The organism is Ktedonobacter sp. SOSP1-52 (assembly GCF_016587395.1).
Genome location: NZ_BNJH01000002.1, coordinates 144,667 through 168,732, shown reverse-complemented (window position 1 = coordinate 168,732; position 24,066 = coordinate 144,667). Strand labels below are relative to the sequence as shown.

Here is a 24,066-nt window from a genome sequence, read left to right as displayed (position 1 = left end):
TACGTTCCTACAATAAAGGAAGATTTGTCTACTTCATTAGCAGAAACACCGCAATTGTGAAAGCGGCCAGTTTCATTTTGGGATTTACCTCGAACCAGTCAGGAAGCAGTCAACCAGATCGGAAATTTCATCTGCTGCCGTATCCAGCGCGAAGTGACCGCCATCGACTCTGTGTACTTGCGCTTGCGGGACATCGCAGCGGAATGCTTCCGGTTCGGAATCATCGAACGAGAGTTCATACTTTCCCCAAAGAACGAGCAGGTGAGGCTGGGTTTTCCGCATCCATTCCTGCCATTTGGGGTAGGCAGCGACGTTGGATTGGTAATCGTAAAACAAATCGCTTTGGATGTTGGCCTGGCCTGGCTGGTTCAGGAAACGGAATTCATCCGTCCAAAGGTCAGGATCGTAGCGCTCGATCTGGGGATCGTTGCCCACATGCCGCGTGCGCGTGGTTGCAAGCGAGAGCAGATTTGTACGCAAGGTCTCCTCATGCGCTGCGCGGTTGGCCCAAAAAGCGCGGCGGAGGTTCCAGTTTTCCCCGAGGCCGGTATCATGGGCCACAGCATCCTGAACGATCAGCGATTGCACGCGTTCCGGGTGAGCAAGAGTCAGGCGAAAGCCCACTGGCCCACCGTAGTCTTGCATGTAGAGAGTGTACTGCGTCAGACCGAGCATCTCGGTAAAATGCTCCATCACGGTCGCAATGTTGTCGAAGGTATAGGCGAATGTGGTAGGATCAGGCCAATCGCTATGACCAAACCCTGGATAATCTGGGGCGATCAGGTGATAACGATCGGACAGGCGCTGCAACAGCGGCTCATACATCCGCGAAGAGGAGGGTAGGCCGTGAAGCAACAGCAGGACAGGGGCGTCTTTGGGCCCGGCCTCCCGGTAGAAAATGGACAGGCCATCGACCTGCACGCTGCGATAAAACACGGGATTTTTCATCAGTTTCTCCTTTTGATTGTCTTGAGCCAGAACCCGGCCTGGAGCCGCAATGCAAGGAAAAGCACCGCCGCGACGAGAAGGATGGCTGTTTTCCTGGTTGCCCCGAAGGGAATGATCCTTCGCATTTACGGAGTGACTTCAAAAATCACTTCCAACTCGATCGGCATCCCGAGCGGCAGACTTGCCACGCCGAGCACGATCCGGGTCGATAGTTTCTCTTCCCCGAAAACGTGTCCCAGTATTTCCGAAGCTGCATCGGCCACGTACGGATGCTCCCGGAAATCGCCATCCGTGGCAATCGACACGCCAAGCCTGACCACGCGGCTCACCTTGTCGAGCGAGCCTAAGTGGCCGCGTGCCGCCGATAGCACATTCAGGCAGGCTATGGCGGCGGCTTTTCGACCATCCTCTACGGTCAGTTCCGCGCCAAGCCGCCCAAGATAGGCGGGCTTGCCGCCCGCTACCGGCAACATTCCGCTGAGAAAGAGCAGGTTGCCGGTTTGCACGACCTCCACATACGCGCCCAATGGTGTGGGAACTGGGGGAAGCTGCATGATGTGGTCATGCAACCGCTGTTCTGCGCCAGCCTGCACGATGTGAGAAGATACAGGGGTGTTCATAGAATTCTCCTTTTCAGAGCTTCGCTTCCTTCGCGTTGTTTTTCGGGTTCTGACGCAAAGTTAGTGGTAACATCTTCAGCACTCATGCGTAAATAGAGTAGCCTTCTATGATGATGAGGAAGTGAGGAGGATTTTGTTATTCAAATCGAGCTAGATTTTTTGTTACCATCCTGCCCCGGCCTGAAATTGACTCAGCTTCATGTTCATGATCAACAACTCATGCTCATGGTGAGGAGCACAAGCCCAGTTGTTTGTTGCCCTGTCTGTCAGACTGCCTCGCGGCAGGTCCATTGCTATTACACACGTACTGTCACCGATCTCTGTTGGGCTGACTTCCAGGTCCAACTGAAATTACACGTGCGCCGCTTCGTTTGCTCCAATACGATGTGTGCCCGACGTACGTTTGCGGAACGGCTTGGAGATCCGATCAAAGCGTATGCTCGTAAGACCAACCGCTACGCTTCTCGTTTGCAAACCATTGGTCTCCTGCTCGGAGGAAATGCCGGTGCACTCTTGGCAAAACGTATGGGATTGCCTGTGAGTTCTGATACGCTCCTGCGGCTTGTTCGAGCACTTGAGGTTCCCGAACGGGCAACGCCTCAGGTGCTTGGAATCGACGATTTTGCTCTGCGTAAAGGCCAAATCTACGGCACGATTCTCGTCGACCTTGAACAACGGCAGGTGGTTGATCTGTTACCGGATAGGGAAAAGGCGACCGTTACAGCCTGGCTCAAGGCCCATCCGGGAGTCGATGTCATTAGTCGTGACCGTGGAGGAACCTATGCCGAGGCAGCCCGAGAAGCGGCACCTCTTGCTACCCAGATTGCTGATCGATTTCACCTTTCTCAGAACTTGGGAGAGACGCTCGAACGTATCCTGCGTCGAGAGTATCCGACCATCGAGCAGATCTTCGGTGGGACAGCTCAACGCCTGCAGCAACCTGATCGCTCACTTCCGCTGCAACGACACGAAGCAGACAAACACATGAGCCAGCAACGCAGAATGACCGTGTACGAGCGAGTCATCTCGCTTTCCCAGCAAGGGTACAACCAGGGTGATATTGCCACAGAACTTTGCATGAGCCGCAAGAAGGTGAGGCAACTCCTGCAAGGACCGCCTCATCCACCTGTGTATAAATCTCGTCCCACGAAGCTTCTGCCATATATCCCTTACCTCACCCATCGTTTTACGGAAGAGGGATGTGATAATTCCTCACAGCTGTATCGAGAAATTCGGACACGTGGCTATGATGGCTGTTGTTCAGTGGTCACGAACTACGTCACGCAATTGCGTCAGCAGGCAGGCATGAAAGCGATGACAGGAAGGAAGCAAAGCAGACAACCCAAGCCACTGAAAGCCACGCTTCCAGCCCCAGGCCCATTGCAGTGGTGCTTCCTTCTTCCTGTCGAGCGCCTCAAGAAGAAGCAGCTGACACAACTCGAGAAGCTCTGTCAGGGTGCAACAAGATTTGCCGTCCTCTATCGCCTCGCGCAGGCGTTCGTTCATTTGCTTCATGAGCAGACTGATCGAGGACTGACGCCGTGGTTCAAGGAGGTTCAAAACAGTGGGATTGAAGAATTAATCAGCTTTGCGAAAGGGTTACAGCGCGATGAAGCGGCAGTGAGAGCAGGGTTGAGCTTGAAGTGGAGCCAGGGTTCTGTGGAGGGGAACGTCAATCGGCTCAAATTCATCAAACGAAGCATGTATGGACGTGCGAATTTTGATCTGCTTCGCACACGTGTCCTTTGTGCTGCTTGACCATCATGAAGAGACAGGTGTGTTGGATGGGTACCACTCGGCTGAAAGTGATTGTTATTGACAGGCTTACCACTAACTTTGCGTCAGAACCGTTTTTCGTTCCACTCCTCCGGAAAGCGGCCAGAAGGTGACGCGTGAAGCACGATCTGATGACACAGTCAGCGTTCCTCACCCGCCATATCGGTTCCTGGGCAGACCCGCCTGGAACGGCAGCGAAAGAGACTTGTGTGTCTGGTCCACTTTCGTGAGCCCACGATTGCCGCCCTCTCCTCAAAAGTTCGCTGAAAGAGGAGCAGGAACGAACGGTTCTCTGCTTACTCTAGCACGCGCACGAGGAGAGAGGTGCCCAGATTCTTGCGCAAGAGCACCAGATTCTTGCGTTGTTACCGATAGGGGCTGGGGAAGGAGTCCGGAGAGACACCTGAAGTGCAGAGCTAGGTGGCTTTCATGCACAAATCCTACCTTGTTTGCAATGGGGTGTACTGATGAGCATGTTCAAGAATAAGGGCATGATGCTCTTCGCTCATAAGAAACCCGAAATTACCAAAGTTTGGTAATTCCATTACTTATAGAATCGCGCTCCAAAAATGCACCAACCTCAGGGCGTGTATCAGAAGAAATCTTTCCTCAGGTACGACAAACACATGTGCTGTTGTATCTGAGATTGTAATGCTTCTCCTCATCGTCGTTCATTTTTATGGATTACATCGTTTTCCACCCGGGTAGTGGCGGCAAGCGACAAGGCCCCCATTTTCCACTGGATTTTAAAGGGGTAGTCTTCATACCCACGGCAGTTCGGCAGAGGAGAGTACGACACCGGCTCTTCTGAGGGATAGCACATACACACTATCCTTGAAGAAACTCAACTATGAGAGATAGCAGTAAACGTATACATGCCAGAGCTAATCTCAATGAATGTTGCCTCCTGCTCACGCCTCACTCCACGCACACCCACAGCAGACTCCAGAGCCACTCCTCCTTCGGTGATCTCTCTGCCCAGTCGCATAGGGATGACCACAGTTGCGGCCGTGTTCGTCGGGACGGTCACGGTGAGATGAAATCGCTCGCCATCGATCTGCCATCTGGTGGCAATCTCGCCATAGAGCGATTGATAGGTCGCGGATGCGAAGGTCAATCCTCCTCCTGGCTGTGGCTGGAAAATCATATGCCGATACCCTGGCGTGCCCGGCGCCATGCCCGCGACAACCTGGTAGAGCCAGTTGCCAATAGCCCCATAGGAATAGTGGTTCAGGGAGTTATGCGGGTTTCCTTCTTCATCGATGCCATCCCAGGATTCCCAGATCGTCTTTGCCCCCTTTTTGACGGCATACAGCCAGGATGGCGGCGTGTCCTGCATGAGCAAGGCATAGGCGAGATCGAGATGACCGTTGTTCCCTAAAACTGGACAGAGATAGGGAGTTGAGAGGAAACCGGTGCCCAGGTGCATACTAGCTTCCTGGATCAACTCGACCAGACGTTGCGTCGCCGCTGGTTAGAGGTGCTCAGGTAGCAAGTCAAAGGCCAGCGCGCGAACATAGCTCGACTGTTTGTCCGGCGTCATCTGGCCATTCTCTCCTACAAACTCGGTGATAAATGCCTGCCGGATCTTCTCAAAGAGCGTGCTATATACTCGTGCGTCCTCCTTGTTGCCCAGGACGCATGCCGTCTGTGCTAACAAGCGGGTAGAATAGGCAAAATAGGCCGTCGCAATATGTGGCGCGCTAATGATCTGCGCCGCTTCTGGGGTCCACTCCCTGAAGAGAAGGCCTGGTACCGGGTCATCGGGTTCGAACCATTCGCCCCAGTGATAATTGGTATCCCACAGATAACGTTCGTACTCCAGCGGCTCGCGCTCCCGATAACGTGGCGCGGTATGACCTTGAGGATTAGACTTGTCCTGCGCCTGTTGCCGCAGATAGTCAACCCAGGCTTTCATACTCGCGTACTGCTCCTCTAAAATGCGCTGATCACCATAGACCTGATAGAGGGTCCAGGGGAGCATCACCGCAGCATCGCCCCAGCCAGCCGAGCCTTTGAGCAAGGTAACAGGCTTCGGCAAACTGCTCTCCGCGCCTTCAGTTGAGGGGATAATCAAAGGTACTCTACCATTAGGCTCCTGTTCAGTTGCCAGATCGCGCAACCATTTCATAAAGAACCTGGCAGTTTGCATCAGGAAGGAACCAGTGGGAGCATAAATCTGTGCATCACCAGTCCAACCAGCCCGCTCACGCGTTGGGCAATCAGTAGGGATCTCCAAAAAAATGCTCTTCTGGCTCCAGAGAATGTTGCTCTGAAGCTGATTGAGACGCGGATCTGAGCAGGTGAAGGTGCCAGTTGTCGGCAGATCAGAATAGAGCGCGATGCCTGTAAAGTTCTCCGGGGTTGGTGTGCCGGGAAAGCCCTCAACATTCACATACCGGAAGCCGTGAACCGTGAAAAACGGCGTGTAGGCCTCTTCACCTCCACCTCGCAGCGTATACGAGACGGTCTGAGACGGCGCTGGAAAGAGCGGTTCGATCCCCAGGTGATCCATCGTGAAATTCCCATCTTTATTCGGCAACCCGTACACCACGCCAACGGCTTTCGTCGAAACCTGGTTGATCCCAGCCTAGTATTTCCATGCGTGCATCGTAGACTTCGCCTGCTTTCAAGTCTGAGGAGAGAATTGGCCCGGTCGTGGCTCGCCACCGTTCATCGGAAACAATGACCTGCTCGCTCCCGTCAGCATAGGGATTGGAAGTGCTCTGTGGCTTCTGCCGTTTGCGCCTGCTGGTCGATCACCTCTCTCGAATGATGCAGTCGGGCTGTCGGGTCAATCCTCACTCGACTGAACCCTGCTTGGCTCAGTTGCTGCTCGATGGTCTCGATTGGCTCTTAACTTAATGCCTATGGGGATCAAAAATCCCTGCCCCCTTCACAAGAGAAGCCAGCAGAGGCGATCTTAAAAACAAAACCCCGTCAGGATGCGATTTTTGATGAAACAATCGGAGAGGATTTAGAGATGCTAGGAATGGGATTTAGTCTTTCGGGGAGGATGAAGTAAACCAATATGCCTAGAGAAACCCATCAAAAGTGATGAGAAGCTGACACATAATGTTCTGGACAGCTTGTGAGTCATTTTGAGATACTTTCCTCAATAGCAAGGTGGCGTGATAAGGAGTCTCTTGTAAGGGCGCCCTACAACAATGAAAGAGGAAAGCACATGACCAAAGAACAGGTTGACCGTCATATATGCAAGGCACTGTGTGAATTAGCGAAAGAGCTAAAGGAGCTTGAGAATGGGACGAAACAAGTACGAGAGGGCCATCGGGCAAGAGCCAGAAGGTGACCTGTGGTCATTTACTGTATCCAACAGCAATAATCTACCTCTGCAAGCGGCTGTCGGGGTTTATCCTCGGCAGTCTGGCGCGTCACAGCACGGAAATGTGTCTACAGCTATCCAATCTGAGTGTGTTGAGATTGCCAAAAAACTTGGCTGGACGGATGAACACATTGTCGTCTATAAAGAAGATATTGTTGTCTCTGGCCGCAAGAAAATGTACGAACGTCTTGGCTTTAGCCGCATGATTGACGATATCACAAACGGGCGAGTCAAGGCAGTGCTGGCAGTAGACGTTGACCGCTTTTTCCGCGATGAATGGGGGAGCCAGTACACGACGTTCATGGAGCTGTGCTATGAGCACGATGTCATTGTTATCACACCTGACTTTATTTCCAACTTCAAGCGCGAGGATCACAGGGAGATTTTTGTTTTTAACTGCCGTAGAACTGCCATGTATCTAAAATTCCAGGTGCGTAGCCGCCTACAGTACCCACGCAAGTATTTACAGCAGAGAGGGTACTACGCTGGCCTGGGTAGCCCACCAGTGGGGTATGATGTAGACAAGAAACCTGACTCACCAACATACCGCAAGTTTATACCCTATCGCCCTCATGCGGAAGTGGTTCGCTGGCTATTTGAGCGGTATAATGAGCTACAGCTTGATGTGCTTGCGTTGGCGAAAGAGATATGGGAGAAAAAGTATATTTTGTTTCCGCTTCTCGATGACACCGCATCAGACCTGTTAAGGGGCAAGCTTCGCGTCACACCCGTAACGAAAGATGGTACTGCCCTCGGTGTATCGAAAGAGTCTCGGCAAGGCGCAGAGATTGTTGGGTATACTCTACATAGAGCGGGACTTGAGAGTCTCCTGTGTAACCCTACGTATATAGGCACGTGAGTATTTGAGGGGAAGGTTATAGAGCACAACCACGAACCAATAGTGGAGGAAGAACTGTTTTGGCCTGCGTTCCGCAAACTTAGCCCGTATAATCTTAATGGGAGCGTGAATGAAGAGTGTGGCAAGCAAACACGTTTTTCCCAGTCGCCAAGTGGTGAGGAAAGTATGCTCAAGCGCCTGCTCGCCACGTACCAAGAGGGGTTTACCGTCTATCTACGCCAGGGGAGAAGTTCGATCAGATGGAAGCAGCCAGGAAATCTTACACGGAAGCGGAGAAGCGGCGCAAGACGTTGTTGGCGAAGGCCGAAAAGCAAAAGAAGAACCTTATCACGCAAATGACGTTACTTGACCCTACCAACCCCGAGGATAAGGATCTGCTTGATTCGTACAAGGAGAAACACACGGCGATTAGCAAGGAGATACGTGACTTATCGACACCGTTGCAGAGTGGTACCGAAGCTGGTGACTACTACACTCTATCGCAATTGCTCGTACGTGCGCGTGACTCATGGGAAAGTCTGTCTACTCATGTGCAACAAGAGCTTTGCCGTGCGACTATCCGCAAAGTGTACCTGGACCCTCTATCGCCTCGCTTCTACAAAGTAGCAATAGAGTGGAAGGTACCCGCGTGGGGCACAACCGTATTGGCTATTGAGCGACCCAGAGCAGCACAGTTGCCTTGGACGCCCGAGGAAGACGAGATTTTACGTGAGCGCTTAGAGAAGAACGCAAGCGTAGATGAAACACTACAAGCGTTGCCTGTGCGCTCTCCATGGGTTATCAATAGGCGGATTAGAACGCTTGGCTTGTCTACCAAAGGACCATTTAGCTCTACAAAATTGAGAAACGAAGAGTCTCGTACGTACTGTTTTGAAGACATGAAAGTGATGGAGGCATACAAACAATATGGAGAAGGACAAGTGGCTAACTCGGAGTTCCGTGGAGACAGAGCAGAAGCTACAGGATACATTACGTCAATTATATGGAGTGTACATCTACCTGCGCGATCATGACCTGAGCGAGGAATCTAACACCTCGCGGCTCTTGCAGGAGCGCAGCCAGAGCTATCTCGCCTCGCGGTTGGGAGATGAGTTGGAGGAACTGGCGGAGGTACAGAGTGGGGAGCATGTGCATAGTGGGCGCCAGTCGGACACCGTCCTGGAGGGCAGCCAGGTTGGGTACTGGCTCTTCCTGTTGGCGGCAGGTTGCAGCATCCCCTACCCAGACTTTGAGCCACACCAGGCCTTACTAGAGGGCTATCACGGGCGTTATAACGACAGCCGGGTTATAGAACTGCGCGAAGAGTGTACGCGTATGGTAGCCTCAGATCAGCCAGAGACTATTTCCAGGGGACTGACCATTGGTTTTATGTTGATTGGCTGGGCCTGCGCGGCCGCGGGCGTAGATCCCCTGGCTCCAGCGGAGTTCGACCTGGGACAGATGCGCAGAAAAGGGCTGGTGCAGTAGTATGGTAGGGCAAGCAAGGACGAACCTGCCATACGATGCCATTATCTTCGATCTTTTTGGCACACTGGTCGATGATCTACTCACAGAACCTTTTACCCAAACTCTAGAGGAAATGGCGAGTTTCATCGGCGCACCACGCGATATCTTCCTCCAGATGTGGATGCATGATACCTGGCCACTACGCGCTGCGGGCCATCTCCCCGACGTGGAAGCGAATATTCTCTATATTTGCACAGAGCTTGGAATTACGCCAAAGCCAGAGCAAATTCAGCGCGCAGTCCACCGACGCCTGGAACTGACGCGACAATCGTTGAAGCCACGGCATGACGCGCTGGAAACGCTAGAGGCACTACGCACAGCAGGCTATAAACTAGGGCTCATCAGCGATTGCAGTAGCGAAGTGCCCCTGCTCTGGAGAACCACACCTCTGGCAGCATACATTGATGCCCCCATTTTCTCCTGCTCAGTAAAGTTAAAGAAACCAGATCCACGTATCTATCACCTGGCATGCGAAAGCCTGGAGATTGCCCCTGAACGGTGCCTCTTTATCGCGAATGGCGAGAGCAACGAGCTGGCTGGCGCCCAGGCCATTGGCATAGAGGCAATGCTTATTCGTGTGCCCTATGCTGAAGAGCATAATCCGCGCTGCCATGAGGCGCGCACATGGCGTGGAGCACGCATCGAGAGTATTAAGGGCCTACTGGCGCACCTGGACGGTGTCAGGGTGGAAGAGCTTTGATTGCTGGACAAAGCGAGGTGGAGAGGATATAATGCCAGTCCTCCCCTTAAGAGGCGTATACAAAGAAGAAAATGAGAAATGTGAGATTAAAACGGGTGGTTACACATGCCTGAGCATAGCGAAGACGCGGTGGCCAGTCCACAAGAACAACTGCACAACGGAGAGGGCCAAGAAGAGAATCTGCCCACACGACAGGGAGTCATCCAGGCCATAGTCTTCGACCTGGGCGGAACACTAATTGACTGGCCCGACTGGGATGAAGATATCGAGCGACGCTGGGGGCTCTCCTACGAGCATCTGGTTGCACGCTCCAACGAGCGGGAGTGGCCGACGAAAGAGGCGTACGTGCGTGCTATGCGCGAGGCTGAGAAGGCCCACTGGCAACGAGTTAACGAGCAGCATACCAGTAATACCCCTGATGTCGTGTTGCTTGATGGCTTCCAACGCCTCAATTGTGAAGTGAGCAAAGAAGCTTTAATGACGGCCCTGGATGGCTATGCTAACGCCATCATCGGGTGGGCCACAATTTTCCCGGAAACGGTCGAAACGTTGCTGGAGTTGCGCAAGCGTGGCTATCGCCTGGGTTTGCTCTCGAACACCTGGTGGGCGGGGGCCTGGCATGACGCCGACCTGGCGGCTCATGGCCTAACTTCGCTACTGGATGTCATCATGTATACGTCCGACTTACCCTACTCCAAACCCCATCCCTATGTCTTCCAGGAGGCCGCACGCCGGCTTGGTGTCGCAGTCAACGCATGTGTGATGGTTGGAGATCGCATGGTCGACGATGTGCGAGGCGCCCAGCGAGCAGGCATGCGCGGTGTGTGGCGCTATAACGAGTATCCCTGGCCCAAACCCGAAGACGTAAAGCCTTCAGCCACTATCAAGACCCTCACAGAACTGCTGGAGCATCTGGAAGCCTGGGAGCAGACGAACTAGTTGTAAGGTCCCTGCTGGCATGGGCTATTCTCATTGCGGCTGGCACACTGCTTTCATCTGTTTTTTAGTCCATGTCAGCAGGGACCCTACAAGATAGGGCAAAAGAAAGAAGAGCGCGGGAGGACAAGTACCCTCCCGCGCTCTTCTTGCCTTAGCTAAAGTGTATTACTCGATATGGCTACTTTTGCCTTGCGCTGCATACATGGCATCGTTATAGGACCAGCCATCAAGGCCGGGTGCCTCGATCCCCTGTTGACTCAACAGCGTAGCTATCTGCGAGCGATGATCGACAGTGTGATTGATAGCCTGAATCAATACAATCATGATAGGAGCCTCGTAGGTTCCCTCATCAAGAGACAGGAGTCTATTTAGCTCTCCCTGTTCAGCAAATGTGATTAAGGCTTTACCTGATAACTGCGCACGTCGCCGTAGCTCGTCGAAGCCCGGGAAAGCGGTGAGTTCCTTTAGGCGAGGAGTAGGGGCTGTTCCCATGACGTGATGTGCATAGCCTTCTTCAGAGCCAAGCATATGGAAGAGGGTCTCGCGCACGCTGCCATATGTCCCTATCATAGTGGCATCCAGTTGGGCATCGGAGAGTTGGGCACACGCATCGAGCAAACGCAGGTTGGCCCAGAGGTTATATTTGAAAAAGTCGGGGAGTCCCGTCGTCATGATTATAGTTCTCTTTCTATGATTTACCTTCTAACAACATCAGGCTTTTCCCCCATCTTGCTGTTTGCTTCCCCATATGACATCTCTCTCTGGCAAAACCAGAGAGTGTGTTGCGCAAGAATCACACCACGTGTCATCCAGGCATAGAAAAATTCAGCGCTCATTCACGATAAGATGGCGCATGAACGATAGGGGCAAGAATGGTGGGATCTGTTTCACTGACTGAACAGGAAACAGGATGAAGTTAGCGGCACACTGGCATAGAAGTAGAACCTCCGAAAAAATATGTAAATGTATCCGCGTTATACACGTGTATCGATGAGCCCGTCAAGCCTTTCAAAAAGCTCAACTGTGTGTTAGTGATGTGCTCTGCAATGGTTCAGGAAGCAGCCTCGTTCCTGCGCTTTCAGCGTAAGGGGACGTCTCACCAGAGACGTCCCCTTACGCTGAAAGCGCACTACATCTTACCGATCACGACCTCGATGGTGTATTTGTCCAGCTTCTTGGCGGAAGTTGGCGAGATGGACTCGCGGTAGAGTTCTGCGAACGCGGGTTTATCCTTCTCCTCGCTGATGGAGATAAGCAGGTTATCGGCCAGCGTATTGGCGCGGATGCCCTGGCCAAAGTCAAGAATGACATCTGCCAGTTCGCTATCAGTGTAGAGCGCCAGCCCGATATGATCCTCGATGTTGAGGCCGGCCTTTTTGCGCATATCCTGTACATAGTGGACGAGGTCGCGCATCCAGCCCTTCTCACGTAGCTCCTGGGTGATCGTAGTATCGATGGCGGCTACGTAGCCACGCTCCTCCGCGGCGACGTAGCCGGGGCGAGCCGTAGAGACCACCTGAACCTCTTCAGACGTGAGCGAGACATGGGTTTCACCAAAGGTCAGATCAAGCTTGCCTTGTGTATTGAGGTGTTCGGCGGCAGCTTGGGCCTCGTCCTCCGTCAGCGTCTTAAAGTAAGCCAGGATCTTTTGCACTACGGGTCCATATTTGGCCCCCAGGATCTTAAATTGTGGCTTGAGGGTATAGGCCAGCATACGGCTATCGCGGCGCATGAGACGCAGATATTCGATATTGAGTTCCTCAAGCACTTGCTCACGCAGGCGCTGGATAGCTTCTTCCTCCTGCGCGCTCGGCACACGGACATGGATGGTCTGGAGCGGCTGGCGTACCTTGATCTGTGCCTTGGCACGGGCGGCACGCCCCAGGCTCACGATCTGCATGACTAGGTGAGTATCGCGTACAAGCAGCTCATCGATCAGCTCTGGTTGGGGCACCGGCCAACCACAGAGGTGCACACTAAGAGGCGCCTGGGGATTGATGTTGCGCACCAGATTCTGGTAGAGTTCTTCGGCCAGGAAGGGCATGAATGGCGCCAACAGGGTCGCCAGTGTCGTCAGGCACTCATACAGTGTCAAGTAGGTGGCGAGCTTATCCTTATCGAGTTCAGCACCCCACACACGGTCACGGCTACGGCGGAGATACCAGTTGGAGAGGTCATCCAGAAAGGATTGCACGGCCTCGGCAGGTTTGGTCGTATCGTATTGCTCCAGACCCTGGGTTACAGACTGGATCGTCTGCTGAAGCTCGGAGATGATCCAGCGATCCAGCGCATCGCGCTCGGCAACGGGCAACTGGTGCTTGGTCGGATCAAAGTTATCGATGTTGGCATATTTGATAAAGAAGCCATAGACATTCCAGAGCTTATCCATGGTCCGGCGCACCAGCATCCACTTCTCACTCAGGTGTATAGGCTGCCCGGTAAGCTGGGACTTCTCCATCTCCTCTGGCGTGGGAATATTGGGGAAGTTCAGGTTCTGCTCGGAGACATGATTGCTATAGAGCCAGCGCATGGTATCCGCCCCGATCCGGTCCGCAGCCTCATCGAAGACCACCAGGTTCCCCTTGGACTTATGCATAGGAGTGCCATCTTCGCCATAGACGGTGGCGTAGCCCAGAAGGGTCTTAAAAGGTGCGGTCTGCTCTAGTACTGTACTCATGACCAGCATGGAGTAGAACCAGTTGCGGAACTGGCCGGGGAATGACTCGGTCACAAAGTCGGCCGGAAACCATTCCTGCCAGCTGGCATGATCCGTCAGGTAATGCAAGGTGGAGTAGGGGACGATACCGGCATCGAGCCAGGGATTGCCCACATCCTTGATGCGTGAAACCTCAGCGCCACACTGAGCGCAGTGGATCTTGACCGCGTCAACGTAGGGGCGGTGTGGTGTATGGCCATCAAACTCTTCCCAGCCGGAGACGGCGCGTGCCTTGAGCTCTTCCTTGCTGCCGATAACCTCGAAATGGCCGCAGGCGGGGCAATCAAAGATGGGCAGGGCCAGGCCCCAGTAGCGCTTCTTGGAGATCATCCAATCATCCATATTGCGCAACCAGTCCATCTCGCGCTCATAGCCCCAGGATGGCAGCCAGGTGATCTGCTTGACCACCTCCATGATCTCATGGCGCAACTGGTCCATAGAGATAAACCACTCATCGACCAGGCGGAAGATCAGTTCCGTCTTACAGCGCCAGCAGGTGGGGTAGCGATGTTTATAATTCTGGGTGCGGTAGAGCAGGCCCTTCTGTGCCAGGTGGTCGGCGACCTGCTGCCCCACGCTGGCCGTGCTCTGGCCTGTCAACCAGTCGAAGCCCTCGATATAGACGCCAAACTCATCGACGGGCGCGATGACCTCTAGGTTGAACTCTTTGGCCAGCAAGAAGTCCTCGCGACCACAGCCGGGAGCAGTATGCACAATGCCCGTACCCTCAGTGGCGTTCACATCTTTTCCGGGGACGACACGGTGAACAATGCCTTTGGCCGCAGGTAGCTCATCGAAGGGGCCGCGATAGGTCCAGCCTACCATGTTATGGCCCTTGAGGGTCTCCGTCACGCGATAGTCGCCCTTATCATGGCCCTTGAGAGCCTTGAGGACGGGCAGCAACTGCTCCGCCAGGTAGTAATATTCCCCATCCTGCTCCACGCGGACATAGTTCAGGTCGGGATGCACTGCCGCAGCGACGTTGGCTGCCAGGGTCCAGGGCGTGGTGGTCCAGGCCAGGAGGTATTCGCCGGGCTTCTCGACGAGGGGGAAGCGCACATAGAGGCTCAGGTGCGTCAGCTCTTTATAGCCCTCAGACTCCATCTCCATATTGGAGAGCCCGGTCGCGCAGCGTGGGCACCAGGGCATCACATCGCGCCCTTTGTAGATCAGGCCGCGCTCATGGCATTTCTTGAGGAAGTGCCAGATGGTATAGTTATTCTCATCGGAGAGGGTAAAGTAGTCGTTACCCCAGTCCATCCAGTAGCCCAGGCGAATTGACTGCTCGCTCTGGACCTGCGCGAATTTAAAGACGCGCTCTTTACAGCGCTCGACAAACTCGGCGATCCCATAGGCCTCGATATCGCGCTTAGTTTGCAGGCCCAGGGACTTCTCGACCTCGACCTCGACCCAGAGCCCCTGGCAGTCGAAACCATTTTGATAGCGCTGTTTATAGCCCTGCATGGTCTTAAAGCGCTGGTAGATATCCTTGTAGGTACGACCCCAGGCATGATGGACCCCCATGGGATTATTGGCGGTAATGGGACCATCCAGGAATGAATACTTCTTCTCACTCTGCGCGTTACGCGTAAGATACTGCTGGCGAACCTGATGCTCATCCCACCACTGCTGGATGGAACGTTCCAGGGCTGGATAATCGACGCGGTCGGCATCGGGGACCGGGCGAAAAACGGTTGATGACACAGACACGACAACCTCCTCCTCGTCTTACAACAAAAGATAAGACCAGATAAAAAGATATTGGCACCTTCCCTGGAGAGGGCTAAAGCGCTTCCTTGAGCACAATCTCCAGGCGTTTATTGATTCTCCCCTTGTTCTCGCTGCGTATGATCTGAATACCACCGATTTCACGTGTGTGATTGACCAGGGTACCACCATCGACCTGCACATCAAAGCCGACGACCTCGGCCATGCGGACCTCGTCCAGGTGGGGAGGAAGCTGGTTGATCCTGGCGCGTACCAGGGCCGAGAGCGAGAGGGCCTTCTCCCTGGGCAGCATGTAGGTATGAATTGGGTAGTCAGCCGCGATAAGCGTGTTCACCTGCTGCTCCATCTCGGCGATGCGGTCCTTCTCCAGGTATTCCAGGGCGAAATCCATGCGCGCACGGTCGGGATAGATCTGCCCGCCGGTGACCTGAATGCCAAACTCCCTCCAGATCACACTGCAGAGCAGCAGAAAGGCAGTATGGGTGCGCATGGAGCGATAGCGAAAGTTCCAATCGATGGACTCGATGACCTCGGTCTCTGGTTTGGGTGGAATATAGTCGAGCGTATGCCAGACCGTTCCATTGCGATTACTGATGGAGATCACGTGCGCTTGATTGGCGCCCTGGTTCCAGCTCAGCAGGCCTCGATCCGCCATCTGTCCACCCCCACCGGGATAGAAGATGGTGGCATCCAGCGCAACCTCATCGCCACTCACAGCGACGACCTTAGCCGAGCACTCGTACGTATAGCTATTTGTTTGGTACAGTAGCTTCGTCTTCACCCGTTTGCGCTCCTTCAGTTGCAAAAGCCCAATAAAAAATCCCCTCGTCCTGCCAGGGACGAGAGGAGCCTCCCGTGGTACCACCCTTATTAGTCAGACGACAGTACGACAGAGACGTGCTGACTCACTCGGTTCTTCGTATTCCCTGGCCGACGCTCAACAGTGAGTGGCAAGCGGGATTACGTCCTTCACGATAACGGGAAGGGACCGGCCTGGCCTGGAGGGTCCCCTGTGAAGAGAGGGCTCTCGTTGGCAGACAGCTCAGGAGTGATCTTCGGCGACCCACTCTGTACCTGATTTGCAGCAAGCTCAGGCTCTCTGTAACAGGATCTGGTCGCGTACTGGCTCCGTCAAAGCCTTCGTGTAACTCGCCTCATGCGAGTGTGTGAACAAGATATAGTGATAGTATATCCACTTGAGGGTAGCACATCCCCTTGCATGAGTCATCCTGGTAGGAATACAGCCAGAAAAGTGGCTTATTACCAGTAAATAGGGAGAAAAAGTGACGATGCGGTATGCTCATTCGTAGAAAGAGTAACGAGCCATCGTACTTTCCTTCGTTGCGGCGACTCGCCCCGGATATATTCGGGGTTTTACTGTTTTTAGTCATCCCATTTTTGCGAGACTAAGACCAGACTATAGCACAAGGAGAACTAATCTCAAATACTTTGAAGTATTGTAAAGCTATGATACCATAGGGGATGGTAGAAAAACAATAGCAGAAAACTCAGACACAAGGAACCCACTCAACGACGAGACGCAGTACAAAGAGGCACGCAGCCTGGTTCGTTGTGTCAATGAAAAGGGAACTTCCATGCACGACCTGGAAACGTTTTTTTGGACCAAATGCTGGATATGTCCTTGAATTATATGAACGTTATCAACAGAATCCAGCAGCAATAGATGAGGCCACACGGGCCATTTTTGATTCCTGGTCTTCTACTGAGCAGCCTGTGACGACCGCACCCGTGGAAACACGTGCTCCCGCTCCTCAAGATCAAGGCAGAAATGTGGCTCATATTGTGGCCGCCAATAACCTGGCGCACGCGATCCGTGAGCGCGGGCATCTAGGGGCACACCTTGACCCATTAGGGAATGAGCCGCCAGGAGATCCTGCTTTGATGCTCGAGACCTATAGGTTAAGCGAATATGACCTGGCGCAATTGCCACCAAACATCATTGGCGGTCACTCCGCGGAGGGAGCCGCCAATGCATTAGAGGCGATCAATGCTCTGCGGGCGATGTATTCAGGATCAATTAGTTACGAGTTCGACCAGGTAAAAAGCCCTGACGAGCGTGGCTGGTTGCGCGATGCGGTGGGCTTGCATCTCTACCATCGCGAACCCTCGGGCGCGGATGCGCGCAAACTGCTCAAACGGATGACGCAGGTAGAAGCCTTCGAGCGCTACTTGCACCAGGCATTTACCGCACAGAAACGCTTCTCCATTGAGGGCACCGATATCCTGGTGCCGATGTTGGATGAGATTATCTCTGCAGCGATTGATTCCGAAACCAAGAATGTAATGATTGGGATGGCCCACCGTGGCCGCCTGAACGTGATGGCGCATGTGCTTAACAAGCCATATGCAAGCATCTTCTCCGAGTTTACCCATGCGCGTCACGAAGAAGGTACGCCCCTTACCGATAGCTTTGGGTATGGGTGGACGGGTGACGTGAAGTATCACCTGGGGGCGGAACACGTCCTGGATGAAGGGGCATCAGTTGATCTAAAGGTCATCCTGGCTCCCAATCCTAGCCACCTGGAGTTCGTCAATCCGGTGGTAAGCGGTATGGCACGCGCCTCACAAGAGATTCGCACCGTTTCTGGCTCACCACTGCTCGATGTCGACCACACGCTGGCCATTCAGATTCATGGTGACGCGGCCTTCCCCGGAGAGGGCGTGGTCTCCGAGACGCTAAATATGTGGCACCTGCGCGGCTACTGGGTTGGTGGCTCAATCCATATCATTGTGAACAACCAGCTTGGCTTTACCACCGATCCCGATTCCTCGCGCTCAACTCATTTCGCCAGTGACGTGGCCAAGGGCTTTGGCATCCCTATTATTCATGTCAACGCGGATGATCCCTATGCCTGCTTGACTGCTGTACGCATTGCCCACGCTTATCGCGACCGCTTCCATAAGGATGTGCTGGTCGACCTGGTGGGCTACCGGCGTTGGGGACACAATGAGGGCGATGAGCCAGCCTTCACCCAGCCACAGATGTATGAAATTATTCGCAGCCATCCGACCGCACGCGAGCTGTTTGCGCAACGCCTGGTCGAGCGCCAGATCCTGACACAGGATGAGGCGCAGCAGATCTGGGATCAGGCCATTCATGAGCTAGAGCAGGCGAAGCGCGAAGCCGATAGCGGGGCCATTAAAGTTGAGCGTGTCGTTGATCAAGGCGATATGGCCCACTATCCCATCGATTTCTCGGTCCCTCCCGTTACCGCTGAGGTGCTGCAACGCTACAACGAGGAGCTCCTAAACTGGCCAAAGAGTTTTCATCCGCATCCTAAGCTGGAGCGCGTGATGCAGCGCCGTGCCAATGCGCTTGGACCAGAAGGTGGCATCGACTGGGGCCATGCCGAGGCGCTAGCCTTCGCGACCATCTTGGCAAGTGGAACGCCGATTCGCCTGACCGGCCAGGATAGTGAGCGTGGCACCTTTAATCATCGCCATGCCGTCCTGCACAGTAGGGAGGGCCACATGACCTTCCTTCCGCTACAGAAATTTCCCGAGGCTCGCTCCTCGTTTACGGTGTATAATAGCCCTCTGAGCGAGACCGCGCCCCTGGGCTTTGAGTATGGGTATAGTGTACAGGCGCCCGATTCGCTGGTCCTGTGGGAGGCGCAGTATGGCGACTTCGCCAATGTTGCCCAGGTCATTATAGATCAGTTTCTGGCCTCGGGGCGTGCGAAATGGCGCCAGGACTCCTCCGTGGTGATGCTCTTGCCGCATGGCTATGAGGGAAATGGGCCAGAGCACTCGAGCGCACGCCTGGAGCGGTACCTGCACCTGGCTGCCGAGGATAACTGGCGTATCGCCAATTGCTCGACGGCGGCGCAGTACTTCCACCTCTTACGCTTGCAGGCCTATCTCCTCCCAAGCTATCCGCGTCCGCTGATCATCATGACGCCGAAGAGTCTCTTGCGTCATCCTCTTGCCTCATCGCGCTTAAGCGACCTGGTTGAGGGGTCGTTCCAATCGGTCATCAATGATCCACGCGCCAGTCAGGATCCCAAAGCTGTGCGCCGGGTTGTCTTCTGTAGTGGCAAGATCGCGATTGACTTGCTTTCACACGAGAGTCGCATGCATAATGAAGACACCGCGATTGTGCGTGTAGAGCTGTTGTATCCCTTCCCCAAGCGCTCATTGAAGCGAGTCCTTGAGGGGTATACCAATGCCAGCGAGTTCATCTGGGTGCAAGAAGAACCGCGCAACATGGGGGCCTGGGAATACATTGCTCCGCGTATACAACAGTTGTTGGGAGGCAAGGCCACGCTACGTGTGATCGCGCGCCCCGAGCGCTCAAGCCCGGCTGCCGGTTTCTGGGACATCCATGCTGCTGAACAAGAGCAGATCATTAAAGAAGCCGCGGGCGTATCAGTATCACAAAAAGAGACCGGAGGGAAACATGTCCGATGAGATTCGTGTGCCAATCCTGGGAGAGTCGATTGTCGATGCCACCATCGCAACCTGGCTCAAGAAAGAGGGCGATGCTGTCCACCAGGGTGAAACATTGGCCGAGCTAGAGACTGATAAAGTCAATGTCGAAGTCAACGCCGAGCAAGATGGCGTGATTCATAAAATTCTCAAGCGCGAGGGTGAGACCGTCCAGGTGGATGAAGTGATCGCGTTCCTTGGACAGGAGGCCCAGGTCAGTGGTAAGGGGAGCAGCAATGGTGCCATTGCCACGGCTCCCGCGCCACAAAGCGAAGAGATCAAGCGCACGACCTCGCAGCCTTTAACATCCGCAGGCGAGTCGCAGCGCCCACCATCGCCACTGGCCCGCCGAATCGCCGCCGAGCATAACGTCGATATTTCCCAGGTCAGGGGCAGTAGCCCGCATGGCCGGGTTACCAAAGAAGATGTCATGAGCTACCTGGAGGAGAGCTCCAGCCAGGCCGTTCCAGCCACAACAGCGATAGCCCCACAGACGACACCCGCGGCTCGCCCGCAGGCGGCACAGCCTGTGTTACCTCCGGCACCGCCCGCAGCGGATGCCTCACGTCGTGAGGAGCGCGTGCGCATGTCGCGCCGTCGCCAGACCATTGCCCAGCGCCTGGTCGAGGCCCAACATACGGCGGCCATGCTGACTACCTTCAATGAGATCGACATGAGTGCAGTCATGGATGTGCGTAGCCGCCGCAAGGAGGCCTTTAAGGAGCGCCATAATGTCTCGCTTGGCTTTATGTCCTTCTTTACCAAGGCCGTCGTGGGCGCGCTCAAAGCCTTCCCTCGCCTCAATGCCGAGATTCAGGGCAATGAAATGGTGCTCAAGCACTATTATGATATTGGGATCGCTGTAGGCGCGGAAGAGGGCCTGGTAGTGCCCGTGGTTCGTGACGCGGACCGCAAGTCCTTCGCCGCCATTGAGCGGGAGATTGGGGACCTGGCTAAGCGTGCCCGCACGAATACGCTTTCGCTGGCGGAACTACAAGGCGGCACGTTTACGATTACCAATGGTGGAACTTTCGGCTCCATGCTCTCCACCCCTATCCTCAATGGACCACAGGTAGGCATCCTGGGCATGCACAAGATTGAGCAGCGCCCCGTTGCCATCGATGGGCAGGTGGTCATTCGCCCCATGATGTATGTCGCGCTCTCCTATGACCATCGTATCGTTGATGGAAGTGAAGCGGTGCGCTTCCTGGTCAAAGTAAAGGAACTGGTAGAAGACCCAGAAGCACTTCTGTTGGAAGGGTAAGGTTTTAGATCTTATTCCGAAACCCAACGTCACTTGTGTGTCTAGCGCTTCGCGCTCAGGGTTTTCGGATCAGACCTTGTTGGATTTCTCTCGACAGAGTACGTTTCTATCTGTATAATCAAGGAGAAACAGGAACGCTTCAAAACGAGCGAAAGACTGTTTCGACAGAGAAAACACAATGGGCGTTTTCTGTCGAGGGATGCCAGGTTCTTGTGCGCTGATCTTTCTGGCGTAGAGGGAACCCACACCAGGCATCAAGTTTCGGATAACGGAGTTGTCAGGGGTATGCAACCAGAGAATATGTCTCCACGCCAGCCTGCTGGTCGTAACGAAGATGCGGGAGCACTCATTGGAAAAACACTAGGCCAATTCCGCATTGTAGAGCGCATCGGTGCTGGCGGAATGGCGGCAGTCTTCAAGGCATATCAGTCCACCCTGGATCGCTATGTAGCCATCAAGGTCTTGCCCGCCTATCACGCGCGCGACCCGATCTTTGTCAAGCGCTTTGTGCAGGAGGCGCGCTCAGTGGCGAAACTGGCGCATCCTAACATCGTGCAGATTCATGACTTTGGCGAGCTTGAGAACATCACTTTCATCGTCATGGAGTACGTAGAAAGCGGCACGCTCAAGGACCGCCTCAAGGGTCCCATACCTGTGGCCGAGGCAGCAGATTTTATGATTCAGGCTGCTGAGGGCCTCGACTGTGCGCATCGCAATGGGATTATTCACCGTGATGTCAAGCCAGCCAATATGCTCCTGCGCAAGGATGGACACCTCCTGCTCTCTGACTTTGGCATCGCCAAGATTCTCGAAGGCACGACCAACCTGACTCGCGTGGGGACAGGCATTGGCACCCCGCAATATATGTCGCCTGAGCAGGGAACGGGCCAGGCCGTTGATCGCCGGAGCGATATCTACTCGCTGGGCGTCGTCTTCTTTCACTGCCTGACCGGGAAGGTTCCATTTTCGGCGGAGAACCCGCTCTCAATCACGCTCAAGCATGTGAATGATCCTCTGCCCATCGAGCGTTTGCAGGCCGAGAATGTACCTCCCGGGATCATTCAGGTCATCCAGAAGATGTGTGCCAAGTCGCCCAGTGACCGCTATCAGTCGGCGGATGACTTTATCTCCGCGTTGACCAGCACCATGGCGTCCTCAAACCTGTCGCTCTCTCGTTCTCGGCGGCTCTCTGGTCCTATGTCCTCGCCAGATCAGAGCTTCGTGCAGACGCCGAACTCGGGACAGCTGGTCTCTACGCCTGCCGCGAATAGCCCAGCTCAGACGGTGACGTGTTTTCGCTGTGGCGCGCAGAATCCCGCGGCGCGCCTCTTCTGTACGACGTGTGGCGACGACCTGACGAATAAGCGCGCTATCATGGATCGCTATACAGATGCGAGCGGGCGGCCAGTGCTGGCACGCTTGACGCTCCAAAGCGGTCCCCTGGCTGGGCGCTCCTACCGTTTCCACCAGGATGTGACCAAGATTGGGCGCACCAATGGCTGCGACCTGGTCATCTCGGGGCGCACGGTCTCACGTCATCACGCACGCCTCTGGTTCGCCGAGGGACGCTGGTTTCTGGCCGATCTCAACAGCGTCAATGGCACCACGGTTAATAACATACGGATTCAACAGCCGGTGGTCTTAAATGATGGAGATGTCATCCATTTTGGGGATGAAGGCGTGGTGTTTAATATAACATATGGGCCGTAGTTTGCTGCCATAAGCAGGAAGGAAGATATGATGACGTCGATCAATCCACTGATTCAAGTCGCGCAACAATTGACGTTGGGTCCCGCTGTGCGTCAGAATCACGCGCTTGAACATGCCACGATTGTCTTACTGTCTCGTAAGTTTCCTGAAGTGCGTCTCTCTGGCATCTCCTTTGCCGCCGGTTTCTTTGTTTTTGGTGACCTCCCCACCGAGGCCATCCTACCCGCCGCCCAGGAGGCCCTCCAGCTCTTGCGTACCACTCAGCCCGAATTGGCGGTGCATGAACGCTGTGGTACCAATCTGGCGGTCGCGGGTATGCTGACGGGCCTCTCGGCGATGATGGTTTCCAAGATGCGCCGTCCTTATAGTACGGCCAACAACGCTATTCTGGCTTCAACGGCCGCCTTGGTCCTGGCTCGTCCCCTGGGCCTGGTCGTCCAGCGCCATGTGACAACACAGACGCCCAATGGTTCGATGCGCATTCTGGAAATCAAGCCAACCACTGTGCTGGGAGCGCCCGCGCATTTTGTGAGTACCGATAATCCAGAGGCCGCCAGGTTGTTCTCATAGAGAGGAAGAAAAAAACGTTGCAGCAGGAGAGCCTGAAGACGGAGACACAGCGTCATAATTTTCTGGTCGAGACGGACTGGCTGGCAGAGCATCTGCATGATCCGCATCTGCGCATCGTCGATATGCGTGGCTATGTCCGCAACATTGAGCGCGAGGGCCCTGATGGGACAAAGGTTCAGGACGCGCACTATGTCGGCGCGCGTGATGAGTATGAGCAGGAGCATATTCCGGGCGCGGTGTATATTGATTGGAGTAGCGACATCGTTGACCCGGATGACGCGGTAGAGGCTCAAGTGGCTCCGGCAGAGCGCTTCGCCGAGGTGCTGGGGCGCCTGGGGATCGGGGATCAACATCTGGTAATTGCCTATGATACGCACCCGGCCTCGCAGTTTGCGACCCGCCTGTGGTGGGCGTTGAACTACTATGGTCACACCCAGGTCGTGGTGCTCAATGGTGGCCTCCCCAAGTGGAAACGTGAGCAGCGCCCACTTACCTCAACGGTCCACACCTATGAGCCAACGAGTTTTACCCCCGTGACACAGCCGCAGTTGCGCGCGACGGCGCAAGAGTTGCTCGCGATGCTTGGACAGCAGGGGATGACCCTGGTTGACGCACGCGATACGGGTCAGTATAGCGGCCAGGTGAGACGTGGTGAGGGACGGGCTGGACATATTCCAGGAGCGCTCAGCCTACCCCGCGAGGAGCTCATCGATCCGCAGACAAGGACGTTCCGCAGCAACGAGGAGCTACAGCAGATCTTTACCTCGGCTGGCGTGGTGCCGGAGCAACACGTCGTTGCTTATTGCAATGGCGGGGTAGCGGCCACCACGGTCCTGTTTAGCCTGGCCATGCTTGGCTATCCACGGCTGACCAACTACGATGGCTCCTGGAACGAATGGGGCAGTCGGGCCGACTTGCCCACAGAAATCTAGAGACCA

General features: G+C 54.6%; 17 protein-coding genes, 1 pseudogene and 1 other annotated feature. Of the genes and pseudogenes, 11 read left to right on the top strand and 7 right to left on the bottom strand.

The window, feature by feature from the left end; all coding sequences use genetic code 11:
- Nucleotides 1-84 precede the first annotated feature (84 nt).
- Both JMJ16_RS16360 and JMJ16_RS16355 read right to left on the bottom strand, forming a co-directional pair.
- A complete protein-coding gene (locus JMJ16_RS16360; RefSeq protein ID WP_201383169.1) occupies nt 85-948 on the bottom strand; it encodes an alpha/beta fold hydrolase in 864 nt (287 codons plus the stop codon).
- Nucleotides 949-1,073: 125 nt separating this feature from the next.
- Nucleotides 1,074-1,568 carry a RidA family protein gene (locus JMJ16_RS16355; RefSeq protein ID WP_201383167.1) on the bottom strand — a complete coding sequence of 165 codons (495 nt, stop codon included), beginning with the start codon at nt 1,566-1,568 and terminating at the stop codon, nt 1,074-1,076.
- A 159-nt stretch (nt 1,569-1,727) separates the two neighbouring features.
- Here JMJ16_RS16355 and JMJ16_RS16350 point away from each other — a divergent pair, with 159 nt between their 5' ends.
- On the top strand, nt 1,728-3,326 hold the full coding sequence (locus JMJ16_RS16350) for an ISL3 family transposase (protein WP_201383165.1): 1,599 nt from the start codon (nt 1,728-1,730) through the stop codon (nt 3,324-3,326).
- A gap of 862 nt (nt 3,327-4,188) precedes the next feature.
- Here JMJ16_RS16350 and JMJ16_RS16340 read toward each other — a convergent pair.
- Nucleotides 4,189-5,859, bottom strand: a pseudogene (locus JMJ16_RS16340) (family 78 glycoside hydrolase catalytic domain).
- Between the two features lie 16 nt (nt 5,860-5,875).
- Nucleotides 5,876-6,031 (bottom strand): alpha-L-rhamnosidase N-terminal domain-containing protein, encoded by a 156-nt coding sequence (locus JMJ16_RS16335; RefSeq protein WP_201386106.1) that lies wholly within the window; start codon nt 6,029-6,031, stop codon nt 5,876-5,878.
- A 34-nt stretch (nt 6,032-6,065) separates the two neighbouring features.
- On the opposite strand from JMJ16_RS16335, the gene JMJ16_RS16330 reads away from it, so the two are divergent.
- The 5 genes from JMJ16_RS16330 to JMJ16_RS16310 all read left to right on the top strand — a co-directional run bounded on the left by JMJ16_RS16330 (nt 6,066) and on the right by JMJ16_RS16310 (nt 10,691).
- The gene (locus JMJ16_RS16330) at nt 6,066-6,209 is read left to right on the top strand and encodes a hypothetical protein (RefSeq protein WP_201383159.1); all 144 of its coding nucleotides are present in this window, start codon (nt 6,066-6,068) and stop codon (nt 6,207-6,209) included.
- A 395-nt stretch (nt 6,210-6,604) separates the two neighbouring features.
- Nucleotides 6,605-7,546: a recombinase family protein gene (locus JMJ16_RS16325; RefSeq protein WP_201383157.1), complete on the top strand. Its 942-nt coding sequence runs from the start codon at nt 6,605-6,607 to the stop codon at nt 7,544-7,546.
- 906 nt (nt 7,547-8,452) lie between these two features.
- Nucleotides 8,453-9,013, top strand: coding sequence for a hypothetical protein (locus tag JMJ16_RS16320; protein ID WP_201383155.1), 561 nt, complete (start codon nt 8,453-8,455; stop codon nt 9,011-9,013).
- A gap of 1 nt (nt 9,014) precedes the next feature.
- Nucleotides 9,015-9,752, top strand: coding sequence for an HAD family hydrolase (locus tag JMJ16_RS16315; RefSeq protein ID WP_201383153.1), 738 nt, complete (start codon nt 9,015-9,017; stop codon nt 9,750-9,752).
- Between the two features lie 105 nt (nt 9,753-9,857).
- Complete coding sequence (locus tag JMJ16_RS16310) at nt 9,858-10,691, top strand: HAD family hydrolase (RefSeq protein WP_201383151.1); 834 nt, start codon at nt 9,858-9,860, stop codon at nt 10,689-10,691.
- 165 nt (nt 10,692-10,856) lie between these two features.
- Here the strand turns inward: JMJ16_RS16310 and JMJ16_RS16305 are convergent, their stop codons facing one another.
- From JMJ16_RS16305 to JMJ16_RS16295, 3 genes are all read right to left on the bottom strand, one after another.
- Nucleotides 10,857-11,363 (bottom strand): DinB family protein, encoded by a 507-nt coding sequence (locus JMJ16_RS16305; protein WP_201383149.1) that lies wholly within the window; start codon nt 11,361-11,363, stop codon nt 10,857-10,859.
- Nucleotides 11,364-11,820: 457 nt separating this feature from the next.
- A complete protein-coding gene (gene ileS, locus JMJ16_RS16300) occupies nt 11,821-15,117 on the bottom strand; it encodes an isoleucine--tRNA ligase (protein ID WP_201383147.1) in 3,297 nt (1,098 codons plus the stop codon).
- A gap of 73 nt (nt 15,118-15,190) precedes the next feature.
- Nucleotides 15,191-15,916, bottom strand: a complete 726-nt coding sequence (locus tag JMJ16_RS16295) for an alanyl-tRNA editing protein (RefSeq protein WP_201383145.1) — start codon at nt 15,914-15,916, stop codon at nt 15,191-15,193.
- Nucleotides 15,917-15,967: 51 nt separating this feature from the next.
- Nucleotides 15,968-16,279: a binding site (T-box leader), on the bottom strand.
- 434 nt (nt 16,280-16,713) lie between these two features.
- Here JMJ16_RS16295 and JMJ16_RS16290 point away from each other — a divergent pair.
- The 5 genes from JMJ16_RS16290 to JMJ16_RS16270 all read left to right on the top strand — a co-directional run bounded on the left by JMJ16_RS16290 (nt 16,714) and on the right by JMJ16_RS16270 (nt 24,060).
- Nucleotides 16,714-19,566, top strand: coding sequence for a 2-oxoglutarate dehydrogenase E1 component (locus JMJ16_RS16290; protein WP_201383143.1), 2,853 nt, complete (start codon nt 16,714-16,716; stop codon nt 19,564-19,566).
- Nucleotides 19,556-20,848, top strand: coding sequence for a 2-oxoglutarate dehydrogenase complex dihydrolipoyllysine-residue succinyltransferase (odhB, locus tag JMJ16_RS16285; protein WP_201383141.1), 1,293 nt, complete (start codon nt 19,556-19,558; stop codon nt 20,846-20,848). Before JMJ16_RS16290 ends, odhB begins: the two co-directional genes overlap by 11 nt.
- Nucleotides 20,849-21,133: 285 nt before the next feature.
- Nucleotides 21,134-22,558: an FHA domain-containing serine/threonine-protein kinase gene (locus JMJ16_RS16280; RefSeq protein WP_201383139.1), complete on the top strand. Its 1,425-nt coding sequence runs from the start codon at nt 21,134-21,136 to the stop codon at nt 22,556-22,558.
- Nucleotides 22,559-22,585: 27 nt separating this feature from the next.
- Nucleotides 22,586-23,128, top strand: coding sequence for a DUF6391 domain-containing protein (locus JMJ16_RS16275; protein WP_201372290.1), 543 nt, complete (start codon nt 22,586-22,588; stop codon nt 23,126-23,128).
- Between the two features lie 17 nt (nt 23,129-23,145).
- A complete protein-coding gene (locus JMJ16_RS16270; RefSeq protein ID WP_201383137.1) occupies nt 23,146-24,060 on the top strand; it encodes a sulfurtransferase in 915 nt (304 codons plus the stop codon).
- Nucleotides 24,061-24,066 lie beyond the last annotated feature (6 nt).